Here is a 16,149-nt window from a genome sequence, read left to right on the forward strand (position 1 = left end):
GGGCTCAGGCGTTCCCGCCCCCGTCGGCGAACAGGCTGGCCACCGAGCCGTCGCGGAAGACCTCGGTGATGGCGCGGGCCAGCAGCGGGGCGATCGACAGCTGGGTCATCCGCGGGACGTCGACGCCCTCGGCCAGCGGCAGCGTGTTCGTCACGACGATCTCCTCGAACGGCGTCGCGTTGAGGCGCTCCTGGGCCGGGCCCGACAGGATCGGGTGGGTGGCGGCGGCGATCACCTTGGCGGCGCCGTGCTCGATGAGGGCCTGCGCGGCCTGGCAGATGGTGCCCGCCGTGTCGATCATGTCGTCGACGAGCAGGCAGGTGCGCCCCGCCACCTCGCCGACGACCTCGTGCACCTTCACCTCGTTGGCGGTCGTCGGGTCGTGGCGCTTGTGGATGATGGCCAGCGGGATGTGCAGGCGGTCGCTCCACTGGTCGGCGAGGCGCACGCGGCCGGCGTCGGGGCTCACGACGACCATGTCCTGGCCCGAGTACTTCTTCTCGACGTAGTCGGCCAGCACCGGCAGGCCGGTGAGGTGGTCGAGGGGGCCGTTGAAGAAGCCCTGGATCTGGGCGGCGTGCAGGTCGACCGCCATGATGCGGTCGGCGCCGGCCGCCGAGAACAGGTCGGCCATGAGGCGCGCCGAGATGGGCTCGCGGCCCAGGTGCTTCTTGTCCTGGCGGGCGTAGGGGAAGCAGGGGGCGACGACGGTGATGCGCCGGGCCGAGGCGCGGCGCAGGGCGTCGACCATGATGAGCTGCTCCATGATCGCCTCGTTGACGGGGGCCGGGTGCGACTGGATGACGAAGGCGTCGCAGCCGCGCACCGACTCGTTGAAGCGCACGTAGATCTCGGAGTTGGCGTAGGTGATGAGGCGCTGGGGCGCCAGCTCGACCTCCATGAGGTCGGCGACCCGCCGGGCGAGCTCCGGATACGCCCTGCCCGAGAAGAGCATCAGGTGCTTCTCGTCGTTGCGCTTGACCCCGGTCATCCCGTTGGTTCCCCCCGCCCTCGACTGTCTCGTGCGCCGCCGGCCCCGGCCGGGCTCAGTGCCCGCCCTCGGCCTTCTCGGCGGCGTCGGCCTCAAGTACATCACGGCTCGCCTGGACGGCCGGGTGGATTCCACCCTCGTGGGCCGCCGCCGACCGGTCGGCCTTGGAGCCGGGGCGGGTCCTGGCGACCCAGCCGTTCGAGACGTGCAGGTGCGAGCGGGCCACCCCCAGGGCGCCGGCGGGGACGTCCTGGGTGACGGCCGAGCCGGCCGCGATGAAGGCGCCGTCGGCGATGTCGACCGGCGCGACGAGCACCGAGTTCGAGCCGATGAAGACGTCGTCGCCCAGGTGCGTCGTGGACTTGTGGGCGCCGTCGTAGTTGGCGAAGATCGTGCCGGCGCCGACGTTGACGCCCTCCCCGAGGATCGCGTCGCCGCAGTAGGTCAGGTGCGGCACCTTGGAGCCGGCGCCGATGCGGGCGTTCTTCGTCTCGACGAAGGTGCCGATCTTGCCGCCGGCGCCCAGCTCGGTGCCCGGACGCAGCCGCGCCCAGGGGCCGACGTCGGCGTTCGGGCCGATGACGGCCAGCTCGCCGTGGGTGCGGATGACGTGGGCGTTCTCGCCGACCTCGACGTCGCGCAGCGTCGTGTCGGGGCCGACGACGGCGCCGGCGGCGACGCTCGTGGCGCCCAGCAGCTGGGTGCCGGGCAGCAGGGTGACGTCGGGCTCGAGGGCGACGTCGTCCTCGATCCAGGTGGTGCGGGGGTCCGCGATGGTGACGCCTTCGCGCATCCAGTGCTCGCAGATGCGCCGGTTCATCTCGGCGTTCATGGCCGCCAGCTGGACGCGGTCGTTGACGCCCTCGGTCTGCCAGACGTCGTCGATCCGGTGGGCGCCGACGCGGCGGCCGGCGGCGTTGGCGAAACCGATGACGTCGGTGAGGTAGAGCTCGCCCTGGGCGTTGTCGGAGGTCAGTCCGGACAGGCCCTCGCGCAGGGTGGCGGCGTCGAAGACGTAGATGCCGGAGTTGATCTCGCGGATGACGGCCTCGTCGGGCGAGGCGTCTCGCTGCTCGACGATGCGCTCGACGGCCCCGCCGGAGCGGACGACGCGCCCGTAGCCGGTCGGGTCGTCCACGACGGCGGTGAGGACGGTGACGGCGTTGTCCTCCGCCTCGTGGGCGGCGACCAGCTCGGCCAGCGTCGCGCCCGAGAGCATCGGCACGTCGCCGTAGGTGACGACGACGACGCCGTCGAGGTCGTCGGGCAGCACCGACAGGCCGGCGCGCACGGCGTCGCCGGTGCCGTTCTGGTGCTCCTGCACGGCGATGGAGACCTCGGGGGCGAACTCGGCCAGGTGGGCCTGCACCTGCTCGCGCTCGTGGCCGACGACGACGACGAGCCGGTCGGGTTCGAGGGAGCCGGCGGCCTGGACGGCGTAGCTCAGCAGGGGGCGCCCGGCCACGCGGTGCAGCAGCTTGGAGGTGCGCGACTTCATGCGGGTGCCCCCGCCCGCGGCGAGCACGATGACCGCCGAGACGCCGACGCCGTCCGGCCGGCCTGCGCCCTGCGGGAAGATCTGCGGATCAGTGGACATGATTCCTCCTGGGCCCCCGGCCCGACTCGTGGGGGACGGCCCGACGACCGCCCGCGCCGGCCTCCCGCGGCCGTCCGCCGGAGGCGTCTCGACCGGAGCGCCGTCGCGCTCCCTGGGCAGGAGTCGAACCTGCGTCGCTGATCCTGATTCAAAGTCAGGCGGGCCCTGCCGGCAGACCAACCAGGGAAGGATCGCCCATCGGCGACCGCTGCCAGTGTAGGGCCCGGCGGGTGAGCGGGTCGAACGCCCCGTCGGGCGCGGCGGCGGCCCGCCCATCCTCTAGGCTGGGGTTCCGTGAGCACGGACAACCCTTCCAGCACTTCCACGCTTCCCCCCTTCGGCCCCGGCCAGCACCTGCTGAGCGTCAACCAGCTGGACCGCGCGTCCCTCGGCGCCCTCCTCGACCTCGCCGAGGCGCTGCGCCCCGTCGGACGCGGCACGCGGGTGTGCCGCGTCCTGGAGGGGGCGAACCTCGGCAGCCTCTTCTTCGAGCCCAGCACCCGCACGCGCCTGTCCTTCGAGTCCGCCTTCCACCGCCTCGGCGGCTCGGTCGTCTCGACGACCGGCTTCACCTTCAGCTCGATGGCCAAGGGCGAGTCGATCCACGACACCGCCCGCGTCGTCTCGGGCTACTCGGACGCCCTCGTCGTGCGCCACCCCGACACCGGCTCGGTGGCCCGGTTCGCGCAGGCCTCCGTCGTCCCCGTCATCAACGCCGGCGACGGCTCGGGCGAGCACCCCAGCCAGTCGCTGCTCGACGTCTTCACCATGCGCGCCGAGCTCGCCGCCCGCGGCAAGTCGATCGACGGCGCGACGATCGCCGTCCTCGGCGACCTGCGCTACGGCCGCACGGTGCACTCGCTGCTGGCGATCCTCGGCCTGTTCGAGAACGTGAGCTTCCGGGTCTTCGGCCCGCCGGCCCTGGCCCTGCCGACCGAGTTCTTCGACCTGGTCCACGCCGGCGGCAATGCGATCGTCGAGTGCGACTCGGTGCAGGAGGCCATCGCCCCGGCCGACGTCATCTACTGCACCCGTGTGCAGAAGGAGCGCCTCTCGGAGGAGGACGAGCAGCGGGTCCACCTGACCGGCGATCTGCTCAACCGCGCCATCCTCGACGAGGCGGCCCGCCCCGAGTCGATCATCATGCACCCGCTGCCGCGCGACTCCCGGCACAACTCCTTCGACCTGTCGCCCGACGTCGACGGCTGGCCCGGCCTGGCGGTCTTCCACCAGACCGACAACGGCCTGCTCATCCGCATGGCGATCTTCTCGACCACCCTCGGCGTCGCCGACCGCGTGCTCGACGACCTGCGCCCGGCGAGCTGGCTGAGCACGAAGTGACCCCGCCCGCGCCGGCCTCTCCCACCGCCCCCGGCGTCGGCCCGCCCGTAGACTTCGACCCATGAGTCGCGCCGAACCGGGCCGCAGGCGCATGCGGATGAGCAGCAGTGAGCGCCACGAGCAGCTGCTGGGCGTGGCCCGCGCGCTCTTCGCCGAGCGCGGCTTCGACGGCGCGAGCGTCGAGGAGATCGCCTCGCACGCCGGGGTGAGCAAGCCGGTCGTCTACGAGCACTTCGGCTCGAAGGAGGGCCTCTACGCGGTCGTCACCGACCGCGAGCTGCGCACCCTCGACGACGCGATCATGACCGCCATCGCCAAGCCGTCGACGAGCTACCGCGCGGTGATCGAGCGCGGCACGATCGCCCTGCTCAGCTACATCGACGAGCGGCCCGAGGGCTTCCGCATCATCTCCCGCGACTCCCCCGTCGGCTCCACGAGCGGATCGTTCGCCCTCATCCTCGACCACATCGCCGACAAGGTCGAGGACCTCCTGCGCCCCCCGCTCGTGCGCCGCGGCTACGACCCTGCGCTCGCCGGCGTCTACGCGCACGGGCTGGTGGGCATGGTCGGCTCGGCCGGGCTGGCCTGGGTCGACCGCCGCGAGCCCGACAAGGAGCGGGTCGCCGCCGAGCTGGTCAACCTGGCCTGGAACGGCCTCGCGAGCATGGAGCACGCGCCGAAGCTCATGAGCCGCACCGCGCGGGGGTAGACGGGCTGTGGCGCCTCGGCCGGTGGCGCGGCGGTCCATGGGCCGCACCGCGCGGGGTGGGTGACTGCCCGGATCGAGCAGAACCTCGCCCGCCCCCCATGGGCCGCACCGCGCGGGGCGGGTGGACGGGCCCCGGGCAGGGTCGGCGCCCCTCCGGTATCGTGCTGACATGATCCCGACGACCCCCCGCCCGGGGGCGCTCCGACGCACCCCGACCGCCGCGCTGCGACTGCTCCTCGTGCTGGCCCTCTCGGGCGCGCTGTGGCTCGTGCCCCGCCCGGCCGCGGCCTGCGCCTGCGGCGCCGTCGTCGACAACGCCGACAGCCACGTCACCGGCGAGACGAGCGTGCTGACCTGGGACGGTTCGCGCGAGACCATCACGATGGTCATGTCGATGGACGCCGGCGCCGACGACCTCGCCTGGATCATGCCGGCACCGGCGGGCACCGGCATCGAGCTGGGCTCCACCGACACCATCGTGGATCTGCGCAACGACTCGCTCCCGCGCATCGAGCACGTGAAGGACTGGACCCCCAGGCTGCCCGACGGCGACTCGAGGAGGGCATCCGACCCGGTCGACGGCTCTGAGGACGCGGTGCGGGTGGAGTCGAGCACGACGGTCGGCCCCTTCGACGTGGTGACCCTGTCCGGCGGCGACGCGGGCGCGCTCACCACCTGGTTGGTCGACAAAGGCTACCCCGACCGCTCCGACCTGGTCGGGCCCTTCCAGGACTATCTGGACCAGGGCTGGCGCATCCTCGCGGTGAAACTGACCCCGCAGGCGGCCGACGAGAGCTTCGACGAGGCCCTGCCGCCGATGAACCTGAGTTTCGACACGACCGAGCCGGTCTACCCGATCAGGCTGAGCTCGATGGCCGCCGCGGACCAGTGGGTGAGTCTGTACGTCGTGGCCGCCCACCAGATGGACATCAGCCGGCAGGCCGCCCCCGCCGAGCCGCTCGAACGGCTCTTCTCCGGCCGGGTGAGGGCCTCCGACGCGGGCCTGGAGACCGGTTTCGACGGCTCGGACCAGGTCTGGCTGAGCGCCTACGGGGGCCGACTGAGCCCCGGGGCCATCACGGACGACTACGCCTTCGCCCGGGCCACCTCCGACTCGCCGTACCAGCGCGTGCACACCGTGATCGACACCTCGCCCGGGGAGCACCTGGGGCTGGTGATCCTCGTGACGCTCGGGCTCACCGCAGTCCTCGTCCCCGTCGTGATCACCGTCGCGGTGAGCACGAGGAGGCGCGGGGCCGGCCGCTAGCGCGGCCCCTGACGACGAACGGTCAGCAGCGCTCGCAGCTGCCGGACGAGCTGGTCGCGATCGACGGCCAGGCCGTCGAGCATGCGCGACTCCACCGCGACGAGGCTCTCGATGGCCGCGTCGACGCGCTCGAGACCGAGCGGGGTGAGCTCGATGGTCCTGCTGCGCAGGTCGTGCGGGTCGGCGTGCCGGGTGATCATGCCGCGCCCGGCCAGTCGGTCGAGACGGTTCGTCATGGTGCCGCTCGTGACGTGGTTGTCCCGGATGAGGTGGCCGACGCTGGCGCTGTACGGGGCGCCGAGCTTGCGCAGCGCCGACAGGACGTCGAACTCCCAGACGGTCAGGTCGTGCTCGGCGTAGGCGCGGGCCCGTTCCTTGACGAGGATGGCGGCCAGGCGGGAGATGCGCGACCAGATCTCGAGGCTGGAGACGTCCAGCTCGGGGCGCTCACGGCGCCAGTCCGCGACCAGCTCGTCGACCTCGTCCTCGTCGCCCCGGTCGTCGTCCATCCGGTCCTGATTCACACGGGTATTCTCCCGCAGTCGCCGGCGGCTCACGGGCGGTCTCGCGAGAGCCCGGCGGATCGGCATCAGGACGCCGTGCGCCGCCCCGGCGCCCGTTCCACGGGTCGTTCCCGCAGCACGAGCACCGCGAGGACGAATGCCCCGCCCCCGTTGCGCCGCGCCTCGGGTCGGGATCGGCGCAGCCGCCGCGGTCGCCCCCGCCGACGCGGCTCCGGGGCGGTCCCGCTCAGCCCCGGTCGTGCACGGTCACCGCATGGCCGTCGGGGTCGGCGAAGGCGGGCGCCAGGCCGAAGAGCCCCTCCGCGGGCCCGTTCAGGATCGGGGTACCGGCCTCGACGAGCCTGGCGTGGAGCCCCTTCACGCCGTCGCAGTGCATCCACAGCGCGACTCCGAGACCGGGACGCCCCTCGTCGAGATCGACACCGGGCAGGGGCTCGCGCACTGCGAAGGGAACGGGCGAACCGGCGAGCGCCACGGCACCGGATGGAGCCCTCGGGGCGCGGCGAAGGCCGAGCACGGTCTCGTAGAACTGTGCGGAGCGCTCCGGATCGCGCACCTGGAGAGCGATGGAATCAGGACCTGTCACTGTCATGGGCATGGACCTCCGTCTCGTGAATGAATGTCGGGGTTCTGACATCTGTTCGCCCCGGTGCGTCGGGATGCTCACACGAATCGAGGAGAACCCGGACTCGAGAACCTGGTCGGTTACCGCCTGAAGCAGACCCGGGCGGTCCTGCGCTCGCGGATGGACGAGGCGCTGCGCCCGTTGGGACCCACGACCCCGCGGTACGTCTGCCTCGAGCTCCTCGCCCGCACGCCGGCGACGTCCAGCTCGGAGCCGGCCCGCGGCGCCTTCGTGACCAGGCAGACGATGAGCGAGCTCCTCCGGGGACTCCAGTCCCGCGGACCCGTGGCGCGGGCGGAGCGCCCCTCCGGCGGACGGGCGCTCCCCGTCGAGCTCACCCCCGATGGGCGGCGGCTCCTGGACCTGGCCTCGGAGCGCATCGGCGAGATCGAGCAACGGATGGTCTCCGGGCTCACCGTGGGCCAGCGCCGCGCGCTGCACGAGGCGCCCGTCCGGTGCGCCGAGGCGCTGGAGGACTAGAGCGGCGCCGGCATCAGCGGGGGTCGCCGCCGACAGGGCCCAGGGCGCCGGGCGCCGCGCCCGTGGCGGTGCGCACGGCGGTCACCTCGGGAGAGGGGCCGAGCACGGCGGCGACGGCGCGAGCGGCGTCCCCGTCGGCGCACAGGAAGGCGCAGGTGGGGCCCGAGCCCGAGACGATCCCCGCCAGGGCCCCGGCGGCCCGGCCGAGCTCCAGGGTCGCGGCGAGCCCCGGGTAGAGGTCCAGGGCCGCCGGCTGCAGGTCGTTGACGAGCAGGCCCGCGACGGTCGCCGCGTCGCCGCGGGCCAGGGCCCCGATGAGCTCGCCGGGCCGACCCCGCCCGGCGTCCATCGGGGTGCTCGTCCCGGCGGCGACGCGCTCGTCGAAGCGGTGGTAGACGGTGGGCGTCGACAGGCCCCGGCGGGCGACGGCCAGCGCCCAGTGCAGGGTGCCGGCGCACTCGAGGGGCTCGAGCCGCTCGCCGCGGCCGGCGCCGAGGGCCGTGCCGCCGAGCAGCGCGAAGGGGACGTCCGAGCCGAGCTCGGCGGCGAGCTCGAAGAGCTCCGCGTCGCCCACGTCGAGGCCCCACAGGCGGACGGCGCCGACGAGGGCGGCCGCGCAGTCGGCGGAGCCCCCGGCCATCCCGCCGGCGACGGGGATGTCCTTCTCGATCTCGAGGTGGGCGCCCATCCGGGGGCCGCCGAAACGGTCCCGGACGGCCCTCGCCGCGCGGACGGCGAGGTTCGTCTCGTCGTCGGCGACGTGGCGGGCGTGCTCGCCGCGGGTGACGACGCTGATGCGTCCGGGCCGGTCGGTGAGGCGCATCCGGTCGCCGAGGGAGACGGCGTGGAAGACGGTCGAGAGCCGGTGGTAGCCGTCCTCGCCCCGGGCGGCGACGCGCAGCGTCAGGTTGATCTTGGCGGGGGCTCCGACCCGCACCCGCCGGACCTCCGGGCGCGGCCGGGGGGTCGGTGCGCCCCGGGACGCGCCGCTCATGGCGCGGGCTCCTCCCCGGCGCGGGCGGGACCGGCCCAGCCGGCGGCGACGAGCCGCTCGGCGATCGCCGCGAAGTCCCCGATGGGGAGCTGCTCGCCGCGGGCGGTCGGGTCGAGGCCGGCCGCCCCGATGGCCGCCGCGGCGGCGGCCGAGCCGCCGGCGAGCCCCGACAGGGCCGAGCGCAGCATCTTGCGGCGCTGGGCGAAGGCCGCGTCCACGACGGCGAACACCTGCTCCCGGGTGGCTCCGGAGGCAGGCGGCCCGCCCCGGGAGATCCGGACCAGACCGGAGTCGACCCGCGGCACCGGCCAGAAGACGCTGGGCGGCACGGTGCCGGCGCGCCGCGCCGTGCCGTACCAGGCGAGTTTGGCGCTGGGGGCCCCGTAGACCCTCGACCCGGGGGCGGCGGCGAGGCGCTCGGCCACCTCGAGCTGGACCATGACCAGGCCCGCCCGCCAGGATCGCGACAGTGCGAGCACGTGGAGGAGCACGGGGACCGCGACGTTGTAGGGCAGGTTCGCGACGAGCCGGGTGGGCGCCGGGCCGGGGATCCCGGTGAGCGCGAGGGCGTCCGAGGCGACGACCCGCAGGCGGCCGGCCGCCTGCGGCTGGTGCTCGGCGACGGTCGCCGGCAGCTGCCCGGCCAGGCGCCGGTCGATCTCGACGGCAGTCACCGAGGCGCCCGTGGCGAGCAGCCCGAGGGTGAGCGAGCCGAGACCGGGACCGATCTCGAGGACGGTGTCGCCGTCGTCCACGCCGCCGAGGGCGACGATGCGGCGCACCGTGTTGGCGTCGACGACGAAGTTCTGACCGAGCGCCTTCGCGGGGCGCAGCCCGAGCCGTTCGGCGGCGGCGCGGACCGAGCGGGGGTCCAGCAGCGCGGCCATCTCAGGCCCCTCGCCCCGCACGGGCGCCCCAGGGCCCGTAGGCGGCGAGGGTGTTGGCGGTGAGCCGGTCGCAGAACCGCCCCAGCGCCTGCTCGTCGTCGACGTCGACGCCCCTCGCCCCGGCGACGAAGCGCACCGTGACGGGCAGCAGATAGGGCGCATTGGGGCGGCCGCGCAGCGGCACGGGCGTGAGATAGGGGGCGTCGGTCTCGACGAGGAGGCGGTCGGGCGGCGTGACGGCCAGGGCCTCGCGCAGGGCGGTGTTGGGCTTGAAGGTGACGGCCCCGCCGAAGCTGAGCCAGACGTCCCGGCGGCCTGCGCCCCCCGCCAGGGCGGCGCGGGCGAAGTCGGCGTCGCCGCTGAAGCAGTGCAGGACGGTGCGCTCGGGCCATCCCTGCTCGTCGAGCACGCGCAGGACGTCGGCGTGGGCGTCGCGGTCGTGGATGACGAGGGTGCGGCCGGTGTCGTGCGCGATCCGGACGTGGCGGGCGAAGGCCCGGCGCTGCACAGCCCGGCCGGCCTCGTCGCGGGTGCGGAAGTAGTCCAGCCCGGTCTCGCCGACGGCGCGGACCCGCTCGTGCGCGACGGCCAGCTCGGCGATCCGGTCGATCCCGTCGTCGAGCCCGTCGACGCCGGCCGCGGCGGCCAGTCGGGCCGCGTCGTTGGGGTGGATCGCCACGGCGGCGGCGACCTGCTCGTGGTCGGCGGCGAAGCGGACGGCCCAGCGCGAGGCATCGAGGTCGCAGCCCACCTGGACGAGGCGGTCGACGCCGACGGCGGCCGCCGCGGCGAGGTTGAGCTCGGCGTCCAGCCCCGAGCGGTCGGCCGTCGAGTCGACATGGGTGTGGTCGTCGATGCAGCGCCCGGGCAGCGGCGCCGGCATCGACGGCAGGTCCAGGCGCGCCAACTCGGCGGCGATCTCGGCGGGGTTCACGGGGCCATTGTCGCGCACCCGCTCGTCGGCGCCGCGCCGGGGCCAGCCGCTCACGAACCGTTCCGGGAGGCCAGGGCGGCCTCGTAGAGGGTCCTCCTGCGGACGCCGGTCTCGGCGGCGACCCGCCCGACGGCCTCGCTGAGGCGCTCGCCGGCGTCGATGCGCTCGTCCACCCGGACGAGGGCCTCGTCGAGACCGCCGTCGGGGTCGGCGGGACGGCCCGCGATGACGATCGTCGTCTCCCCGCGGGCGTGCTCGGCGGCCCAGTCGCGCAGCTCGGCGAGGGGCCCGCGGATGATCTCCTCCCAGGGCTTGGTGAGTTCGCGGCACAGGACGCCGGGGCGGTCGGCGCCGAGGGCGTCCGCGGCGTCGGAGAGGAAGCCGGCGAGCCGGTGCGGGGCCTCGAAGAGGACCATGGTGCGCTCCTCGGCCGCCAGGACGGCCAGGCGCCTGCGCCGCGGGCCGGCGGCGCGCGGCAGGAAACCCTCGAAGCAGAAGCGGTCGCAGGCCAGGCCCGAGACGGCGAGGGCGGTCGTCACGGCGGAGGGGCCGGGCACGCTCGTCACCCGGATGCCCGCGTCGACGGCGGTCCGCACGAGGCGGAACCCCGGGTCGGAGACCGACGGCATGCCGGCGTCGGTGGCCACGACGACGACCGCGCCGTCGGCGAGCTCGCGGAGGAGCGGGCCGGTGCGCTCGGCCTCGTTGCCCTCGAAGTAGCTGACGATGCGGGCGTCCGTCTCGACGCCGGTGCGGGCCAGGAGCGTGCGCAGCAGCCGGGTGTCCTCGGCGGCGATGACGTCGGCCTGTGCGAGGGCCCGGCGCAGCTGCGGGGAGGCCTGGGTGGCGTCGCCGATGGGCGTCCCGGCCAGGACGAGGGTGCCCGGCCCGACGAGGCGCTCGGCGGACCCGCTCATGTGCTCACTCACGCCCCCGACGATAGCCGCCCCCGGCGTCGCCGACCGCCGGACGGGCGGGCCGGTCGCGGCCGCCGGAGGGCCCTCGGCGTCAGTCGGCGGGCAGCCCCGAGAGGGTCATCGACAGGCCGGTCCCGATGCTGATCGCCGAACCGGTCGCGGTCTGCTCGGCGCGGCGGGCCCGGCCCTCGCGGGTGATGACGTAGCTGCGCCCGTCCACGACCTCGAAGCTGAGCAGATCGCGGTTGCGCCGCCACGCGGCGACCTGCGCGAACCGCACCGGGGCGCCGGTGTCGTCGGTGACGGTGAAGCGGCCGTTCTCGGCCTCGACGCGAATCGTGCAGCCGAAGTTGGGCGTGATCCGCGCGACGGTGAGCTGGGTCTCCTCCCAGGCGACGTCGACGCGGTGTCCGCCGACGGCGCGCAGGCCGCGCGCCGAGCCCTTCGGCCACCGGGCGGGCAGGGCGGCGAGCAGGCGGATGACGCCGGCGTCGCCGCCGACGAGCATCTCGGCGAGGGCGCCCGGCAGCACGAGGGAGGCGGGCAGCTGGAGGACGGCGCCGGGCATCTGGGGCTCCCGGCCCAGCGCCAGCAGCGACGCGGAGCTGAGCGGTCCGGTCAGGCGGGTCAGCGCCCGGGTGGCGAGGACCTCGTCGCCCAGCCGGGCGGCCATCGCGAGGATCCTGGCCTGGCCCGCGGCGGTGCGTCCGGCACCGCGGGAGATCTCGGCGTCGAGGGTGCGGCGCGCCGCGTCGAGCATCGTCGGGTCGGTGTGGTTGATGCGCCTGCCGGGGAAGAGGCCGTACAGCTGGGTCAGGGAGTCCGAGCCGGCGCTCGGGGCACCGGCCCGGCGCTCGGGCCACTGGGCGATGAGGCCGTCGACGACGGGGACGGGGGCCAGCCGGCCGAGGGCGTCGCGCACCCGGGGGGCGAGCGCCGCATCGAGGCCGCACGGCTGCTCGCCGGCCAGGGACAGGTAGTGCTCGAAGACCTCGGCGATGACCTCGCGGTCGATCGTCGAGCCCGCCGCGACCCGGAACTCCCGGGCGGTGCCGCGCAGCGTCTGGCCGGGGGCGGCCGAGGGGCTCGCGATGAGCTCGTCGTCGGGGCCCGTGACGAGCAGGTCGAGGGCGAAGCGCACGGCCATGCGGTGCACCTGGAGGGCGTGGGCGGTGTCGCCGGTGAACAGGGCGTGCTCGTACAGGCAGGACGCCAGGGCGGGCAGCGCCCCCAGCCAGTGGCCCCGCCGGGCGCGGGCGATCCGCGCGCTCGTGGCGCGCCACAGGTCGACGCGCTCGAGGACGACGGCGCCGGAGAACCCGAAGTCCCGCCAGGCGCGGTCGCGGCCGGTGCGAGACAGCTCGTCGGCGAGGCGCCGGACGGGGGCCGCGCACTCCGACAGGCCGACCCGTTCGGCCGACCAGTAGCTCAGCTGGAGACCCATGTCGGTGCGGTAGGCCTCGCCGGCCGGGCGCGCATGGGCGTTCCACAGTCCCTGGGCGTGCATGGGCTGGGAGTCGGCGCGCGAGGACGAGACGAGCAGGTACTTGCCCAGGTGGAAGGCCAGCTCGTCGACGTCGGCGCGCCAGGAGTCGGACAGGTCCAGGTCGCTGCGGTCGAACAGGGCGCGGCGGTCCGCGACGTGCTCGGCGTGGAGTTCGGCGGTGCTGCGGCCCAGCGCGCGGCGGACCCGGTACCTGGCGACGTGCTCGACGGCCGAGGTGTCGCCCGAGGGGCGCCGGTTCCAGGCGGTGAAACCACTCTCGGCGGCGACGACGAGGCGCGGGCCCTCGTCGGTGGGCTGGACGGCGGCGGCGACGGCGAAGGCCATGCCCGCGGGAACGCTGCCGTCGTCGGCGGGCGGCTCGACGCCGTAGCGGACGGGCTCGCCGGCGCGGGCGTCGGCGGGAACGCGGGAGGACAGGGTCAGCCACAGCACCCGCCCCTCGCGCCAGGTGCGGACGGCGCCGCGGTGGGGGCTGCTCAGGTGCGGGGCCCTCAGCGGGGCGGACGGGCCGCCCCACTGGACGACGAGCACCTCGGCCGGGGCGCTGATGAAGGTGCGCAGCTCGTTGCCGCGCACGGTGGTGGTCATGGTGGCGTCCCGCAGGTCGAGCTCGCGGCCGTAGCCGCGGGTGCGCAGCCCGGGCGCGTAGTCCCAGCGCAGCACGCCGACGGGCTGGCTGGTCTGGACGGCGGGCGCGACGGCCATCCGGGCGGCGATCCCGTCGGCCTGCTCCAGGTTGCCGGCGGCGATCGCCGCGCGCAGGGCGGGCAGGAGCGCCGCGCCGTCGGCGTCGGCGTCGTCGCCGGCACCGGGGCCGCCCGACCAGAGGGTGTCGAGCGACAGTTCGAGGACCTCGGCGCCGATGCCGCCGTGGGCGACGGCGCCGAGATGGCCGTTGCCCAGCAGGAAGGCGTCGCGGGGGTTCGCGGCCGGTTCGTCGAGGACGATCCGGTACCGGGCGTGCGGGTCGGCCCCCGGGGGCGCGCCGGCCCCCCGACGCTCGGAACCGCTGCGACTGGTCACGTCCGACACTCCTCCATGGTGGGCCGGCGCCGGCCCGTTCCCAATCCTCCGGGGCTCCCCCGGGCGCCGGGCCGCAGGTTCACGGGCGACGACAGGGGCAGGCACATTATCGACCATCGGACCCGGTGCCGACCATCGGGCCCACGAGGGCGGGCGCGGCCCGCGCGCCCGGGGCCGACGATCCCCTCGGCAGCCCTGCGACACATGTCGCACCACGCGGCCCGCGCGCCCGGGGCCGGCGGACGGGTCCGGGCCCCGGATCCCTGTGCGGCATCAGCCGCGTCCCGACGCCGGCGGGGACCCACCGCCGGCGATGCCGGCCCGGCGCGCTGCACGGCCTCGGAGCCGTGCGGGCCGGCGCCGGCGCAGGGGCAGTGGGGCCGGTATCGGCACGGCGACGGTGGAACCGGCGTTTAACATGGGGCGCGTGAGTTCACTCCCGAGCCCGGCCCCGACGGGCGCCGCCCCCCTCGATCACGGCCTGCGGTCGGCGCTGCCGTCCACCATCGAACGGCTGGAGGAGGCCGCCGTCCTCAGGCTCGACGAGGCCCGCAGCTGGCTGGTGACCGCCGCCCTCGTCGTGCTCGGCCTCCTCACCCGCGTCGTCGGCATCGGGACGCCGGCGCACCTCGAGTTCGACGAGACCTACTACGCCAAGGACGCCTGGACGCTGTTGCACCTGGGCTACGAGGGCACCTGGGGCGCGGGGGCTGACGACCAGATCGCCGCGGGCCATGTCGACGGCTGGACGAGCATCGGCTCGTTCATCGTCCATCCCCAGCTCGGCAAGTGGCTCATCGCGGGCGGCGAGCGACTCTTCGGCATGACGCCCCTCGGCTGGCGCTTCGCCTCGCTCGTCTTCGGCTGCCTGCTCATCGGGGCCGTCGTGCGCATGGCGCGCCGGCTCGGCCGGTCGACCCTCATCGGTGCCCTGGCGGGCTTCTTCATCATCGTCGACGGCCTCAGCTTTGTCATGAGCCGCATCGCGCTGCTCGACGTCTTCGAGGCCTTCTTCACCGTCGCGGCCGTCGGCTGCTGGCTGGCCGACCGGGACTGGTTCCGGCACCGCCTCGCCGAGCACCTGCGTGCGAACGGCCTGCTCAACCTCGGCGGGGGCTACGGTCCGCTTCTCCTGTGGAGGCCCTGGCGCCTGGCCTGCGGCCTGCTCCTCGGCGCCGCCTGCGGCTGCAAGTGGAACGCCGTCTACGTCCTCGCGGTCCTCGGCGTCCTCAGCCTCGTCGACGACCGCCGCGCGCGTCTGACCGCGGGCGCGGGCCGGCAGGCGATCCGCAGTCTCTGGCGCGACGGCCTCTCCGCCGTCGTCCACCTCGCCGTCGCGGCCCTCGTCGTCTACGTGGCCACCTGGACGAGCTGGCTGCTCTCGGACGGCGGCTACGACCGCCAGTGGGGCGCCCAGCACCCCGCCGACCGCGTCACGCGGCTGCTCGGCGACGGGCTGGGCAGCCTGTGGCACTACCACTACGACATCTACGCCTTCCACACCGGCGACTGGATCGCCTCGCAGACCCACACCTACGACGCGAAGCCGCTGGGCTGGCCGGTCATGGCGCGCGTCATCGGCATCGACGCGGTCAACGGCATCCAGCCGGGCGAGGACGGCTGCACCGCGGTCAACGACACCTGCCTGCGCGTCGTCTCCGGCGCCGGAACGCCCTTCCTGTGGTGGTTCGCGTGCCTGGCGGTCGTCGTCGGCCTGTTCCTGTGGATCGGCGGGCGTCAGTGGCACTACTGCGTGCCGATCGTCGTGGCCGCGGCCACCTGGCTCATGTGGTTCCCCAGCTCGGACCGCCCGACCTTCTTCTTCTACGCGATCATGCTCATCCCGTTCACCGCGACCGTGCTGGCGATGGTGCTGGGCCGGATCCTCGGCCCCGCGGACGCGCCCCCGCCGCGACGGCGCCGCGGGGCCCTCATCGTCACGGCGGTGACGGTGCTCATCACGGCGAACTTCCTCTTCATCTACCCGATCCTCACCGACGCCCTCCTGACGCGCCGCCAGTGGTTCATGCGCATGTGGTTCACCACGTGGATCTGATCGCGCCACCCCGCACCCCCGTTCCCACTCCCACCTCCCCTCATGCGTTCGCACCTCACCCAGGCCTTCCCACCTCGGACATGTCCCGGGTGTCTGCGCAGACGCGAGGCGGGAACGCGCAACGGGAGCGAAGACCGCACGCGGGACGAACGCGCAACGAGCGCGAACCAGCCACACGACGAACCGCAACGACCACGAACCGCAACGATCACAGGACGCACGCCCCGCGGCGCCCACCGGTCCCCCGCACTGCTGCGGGCCGCGCGCATCGTCCCGGCGGGGGGACGAGGAGCCGGG

The 16,149-nt window shown here is 74.7% G+C and carries 14 protein-coding genes and 1 tRNA gene; 5 read left to right on the forward strand and 10 right to left on the reverse strand.

The features are described from left to right. Window positions 1–4: 4 nt before the first annotated feature. The 3 genes from EGX94_RS03835 to EGX94_RS03845 all read right to left on the reverse strand — a co-directional run bounded on the left by EGX94_RS03835 (window position 5) and on the right by EGX94_RS03845 (window position 2,775). A complete protein-coding gene (locus tag EGX94_RS03835; protein ID WP_028706813.1) occupies window positions 5–955 on the reverse strand; it encodes a ribose-phosphate diphosphokinase in 951 nt (316 codons plus the stop codon). 91 nt (window positions 956–1,046) lie between these two features. Beyond that, window positions 1,047–2,588, reverse strand: a complete 1,542-nt coding sequence (glmU, locus tag EGX94_RS03840; RefSeq protein ID WP_021796564.1) for a bifunctional UDP-N-acetylglucosamine diphosphorylase/glucosamine-1-phosphate N-acetyltransferase GlmU — start codon at window positions 2,586–2,588, stop codon at window positions 1,047–1,049. Between the two features lie 108 nt (window positions 2,589–2,696). Next, window positions 2,697–2,775: transfer RNA gene (locus tag EGX94_RS03845), tRNA-Gln, on the reverse strand. 107 nt (window positions 2,776–2,882) lie between these two features. Here EGX94_RS03845 and pyrB point away from each other — a divergent pair. The 3 genes from pyrB (at window position 2,883) to EGX94_RS03860 (ending at window position 5,905) form a co-directional block, all read left to right on the forward strand. After that, window positions 2,883–3,929 (forward strand): aspartate carbamoyltransferase, encoded by a 1,047-nt coding sequence (gene pyrB, locus EGX94_RS03850; RefSeq protein WP_021796567.1) that lies wholly within the window; start codon window positions 2,883–2,885, stop codon window positions 3,927–3,929. Window positions 3,930–3,990: 61 nt separating this feature from the next. Further along, window positions 3,991–4,638, forward strand: a complete 648-nt coding sequence (locus tag EGX94_RS03855; protein ID WP_081707296.1) for a TetR/AcrR family transcriptional regulator — start codon at window positions 3,991–3,993, stop codon at window positions 4,636–4,638. Window positions 4,639–4,807: 169 nt separating this feature from the next. Then, window positions 4,808–5,905: a DUF2330 domain-containing protein gene (locus EGX94_RS03860; protein WP_021796554.1), complete on the forward strand. Its 1,098-nt coding sequence runs from the start codon at window positions 4,808–4,810 to the stop codon at window positions 5,903–5,905. Here EGX94_RS03860 and EGX94_RS03865 read toward each other — a convergent pair. Beyond that, a complete protein-coding gene (locus tag EGX94_RS03865; protein WP_021796559.1) occupies window positions 5,902–6,429 on the reverse strand; it encodes a MarR family winged helix-turn-helix transcriptional regulator in 528 nt (175 codons plus the stop codon). The genes EGX94_RS03860 and EGX94_RS03865 overlap by 4 nt on opposite strands. Window positions 6,430–6,655: 226 nt before the next feature. Beyond that, a complete protein-coding gene (locus tag EGX94_RS03870; protein WP_028706818.1) occupies window positions 6,656–7,021 on the reverse strand; it encodes a VOC family protein in 366 nt (121 codons plus the stop codon). 57 nt (window positions 7,022–7,078) lie between these two features. Here EGX94_RS03870 and EGX94_RS03875 point away from each other — a divergent pair, with 57 nt between their 5' ends. Continuing rightward, complete coding sequence (locus EGX94_RS03875) at window positions 7,079–7,534, forward strand: MarR family winged helix-turn-helix transcriptional regulator (protein ID WP_021796565.1); 456 nt, start codon at window positions 7,079–7,081, stop codon at window positions 7,532–7,534. A gap of 13 nt (window positions 7,535–7,547) precedes the next feature. On the opposite strand, the gene EGX94_RS03880 is transcribed toward EGX94_RS03875, so the two are convergent. From EGX94_RS03880 to EGX94_RS03900, 5 genes are all read right to left on the reverse strand, one after another. Then, entirely contained in the window at window positions 7,548–8,528 is a 981-nt protein-coding gene (locus EGX94_RS03880; protein ID WP_123825915.1) for a 4-(cytidine 5'-diphospho)-2-C-methyl-D-erythritol kinase, read from the reverse strand. Continuing rightward, window positions 8,525–9,415, reverse strand: a complete 891-nt coding sequence (rsmA, locus tag EGX94_RS03885; RefSeq protein ID WP_123825917.1) for a 16S rRNA (adenine(1518)-N(6)/adenine(1519)-N(6))-dimethyltransferase RsmA — start codon at window positions 9,413–9,415, stop codon at window positions 8,525–8,527. The genes EGX94_RS03880 and rsmA overlap by 4 nt, the downstream gene beginning before the upstream one ends. Before the next feature lies 1 nt (window position 9,416). Beyond that, entirely contained in the window at window positions 9,417–10,349 is a 933-nt protein-coding gene (locus tag EGX94_RS03890) for a TatD family hydrolase (protein ID WP_028706822.1), read from the reverse strand. 50 nt (window positions 10,350–10,399) lie between these two features. Continuing rightward, the gene (gene rsmI, locus EGX94_RS03895) at window positions 10,400–11,266 is read right to left on the reverse strand and encodes a 16S rRNA (cytidine(1402)-2'-O)-methyltransferase (protein WP_021797017.1); all 867 of its coding nucleotides are present in this window, start codon (window positions 11,264–11,266) and stop codon (window positions 10,400–10,402) included. A gap of 91 nt (window positions 11,267–11,357) precedes the next feature. Then, window positions 11,358–13,796 carry a glycosyl hydrolase family 95 catalytic domain-containing protein gene (locus tag EGX94_RS03900; RefSeq protein WP_021797015.1) on the reverse strand — a complete coding sequence of 813 codons (2,439 nt, stop codon included), beginning with the start codon at window positions 13,794–13,796 and terminating at the stop codon, window positions 11,358–11,360. A gap of 418 nt (window positions 13,797–14,214) precedes the next feature. On the opposite strand from EGX94_RS03900, the gene EGX94_RS03905 reads away from it, so the two are divergent. Further along, window positions 14,215–15,852 (forward strand): dolichyl-phosphate-mannose--protein mannosyltransferase, encoded by a 1,638-nt coding sequence (locus EGX94_RS03905; protein WP_081707501.1) that lies wholly within the window; start codon window positions 14,215–14,217, stop codon window positions 15,850–15,852. Window positions 15,853–16,149 lie beyond the last annotated feature (297 nt).

The sequence above is a fragment of the Propionibacterium acidifaciens genome (assembly GCF_003798325.1).
Lineage (GTDB): Bacteria > Actinomycetota > Actinomycetes > Propionibacteriales > Propionibacteriaceae > Propionibacterium > Propionibacterium acidifaciens.

What these genes read in the sequence shown, in the direction of transcription:
- EGX94_RS03835 (WP_028706813.1), bottom strand. Translation starts at nt 955, where the DNA reads ATGCTCTTCTCGGGCAGGGCGTATCCGGAGCTCGCCCGGCGGGTCGCC.
- glmU (WP_021796564.1), bottom strand. Translation starts at nt 2,588, where the DNA reads ATGTCCACTGATCCGCAGATCTTCCCGCAGGGCGCAGGCCGGCCGGAC.
- EGX94_RS03855 (WP_081707296.1), top strand. Translation starts at nt 3,991, where the DNA reads ATGAGTCGCGCCGAACCGGGCCGCAGGCGCATGCGGATGAGCAGCAGT.
- EGX94_RS03860 (WP_021796554.1), top strand. Translation starts at nt 4,808, where the DNA reads ATGATCCCGACGACCCCCCGCCCGGGGGCGCTCCGACGCACCCCGACC.
- EGX94_RS03870 (WP_028706818.1), bottom strand. Translation starts at nt 7,021, where the DNA reads ATGACAGTGACAGGTCCTGATTCCATCGCTCTCCAGGTGCGCGATCCG.
- EGX94_RS03880 (WP_123825915.1), bottom strand. Translation starts at nt 8,528, where the DNA reads ATGAGCGGCGCGTCCCGGGGCGCACCGACCCCCCGGCCGCGCCCGGAG.
- rsmA (WP_123825917.1), bottom strand. Translation starts at nt 9,415, where the DNA reads ATGGCCGCGCTGCTGGACCCCCGCTCGGTCCGCGCCGCCGCCGAACGG.
- rsmI (WP_021797017.1), bottom strand. Translation starts at nt 11,266, where the DNA reads ATGAGCGGGTCCGCCGAGCGCCTCGTCGGGCCGGGCACCCTCGTCCTG.
- EGX94_RS03905 (WP_081707501.1), top strand. Translation starts at nt 14,215, where the DNA reads ATGGGGCGCGTGAGTTCACTCCCGAGCCCGGCCCCGACGGGCGCCGCC.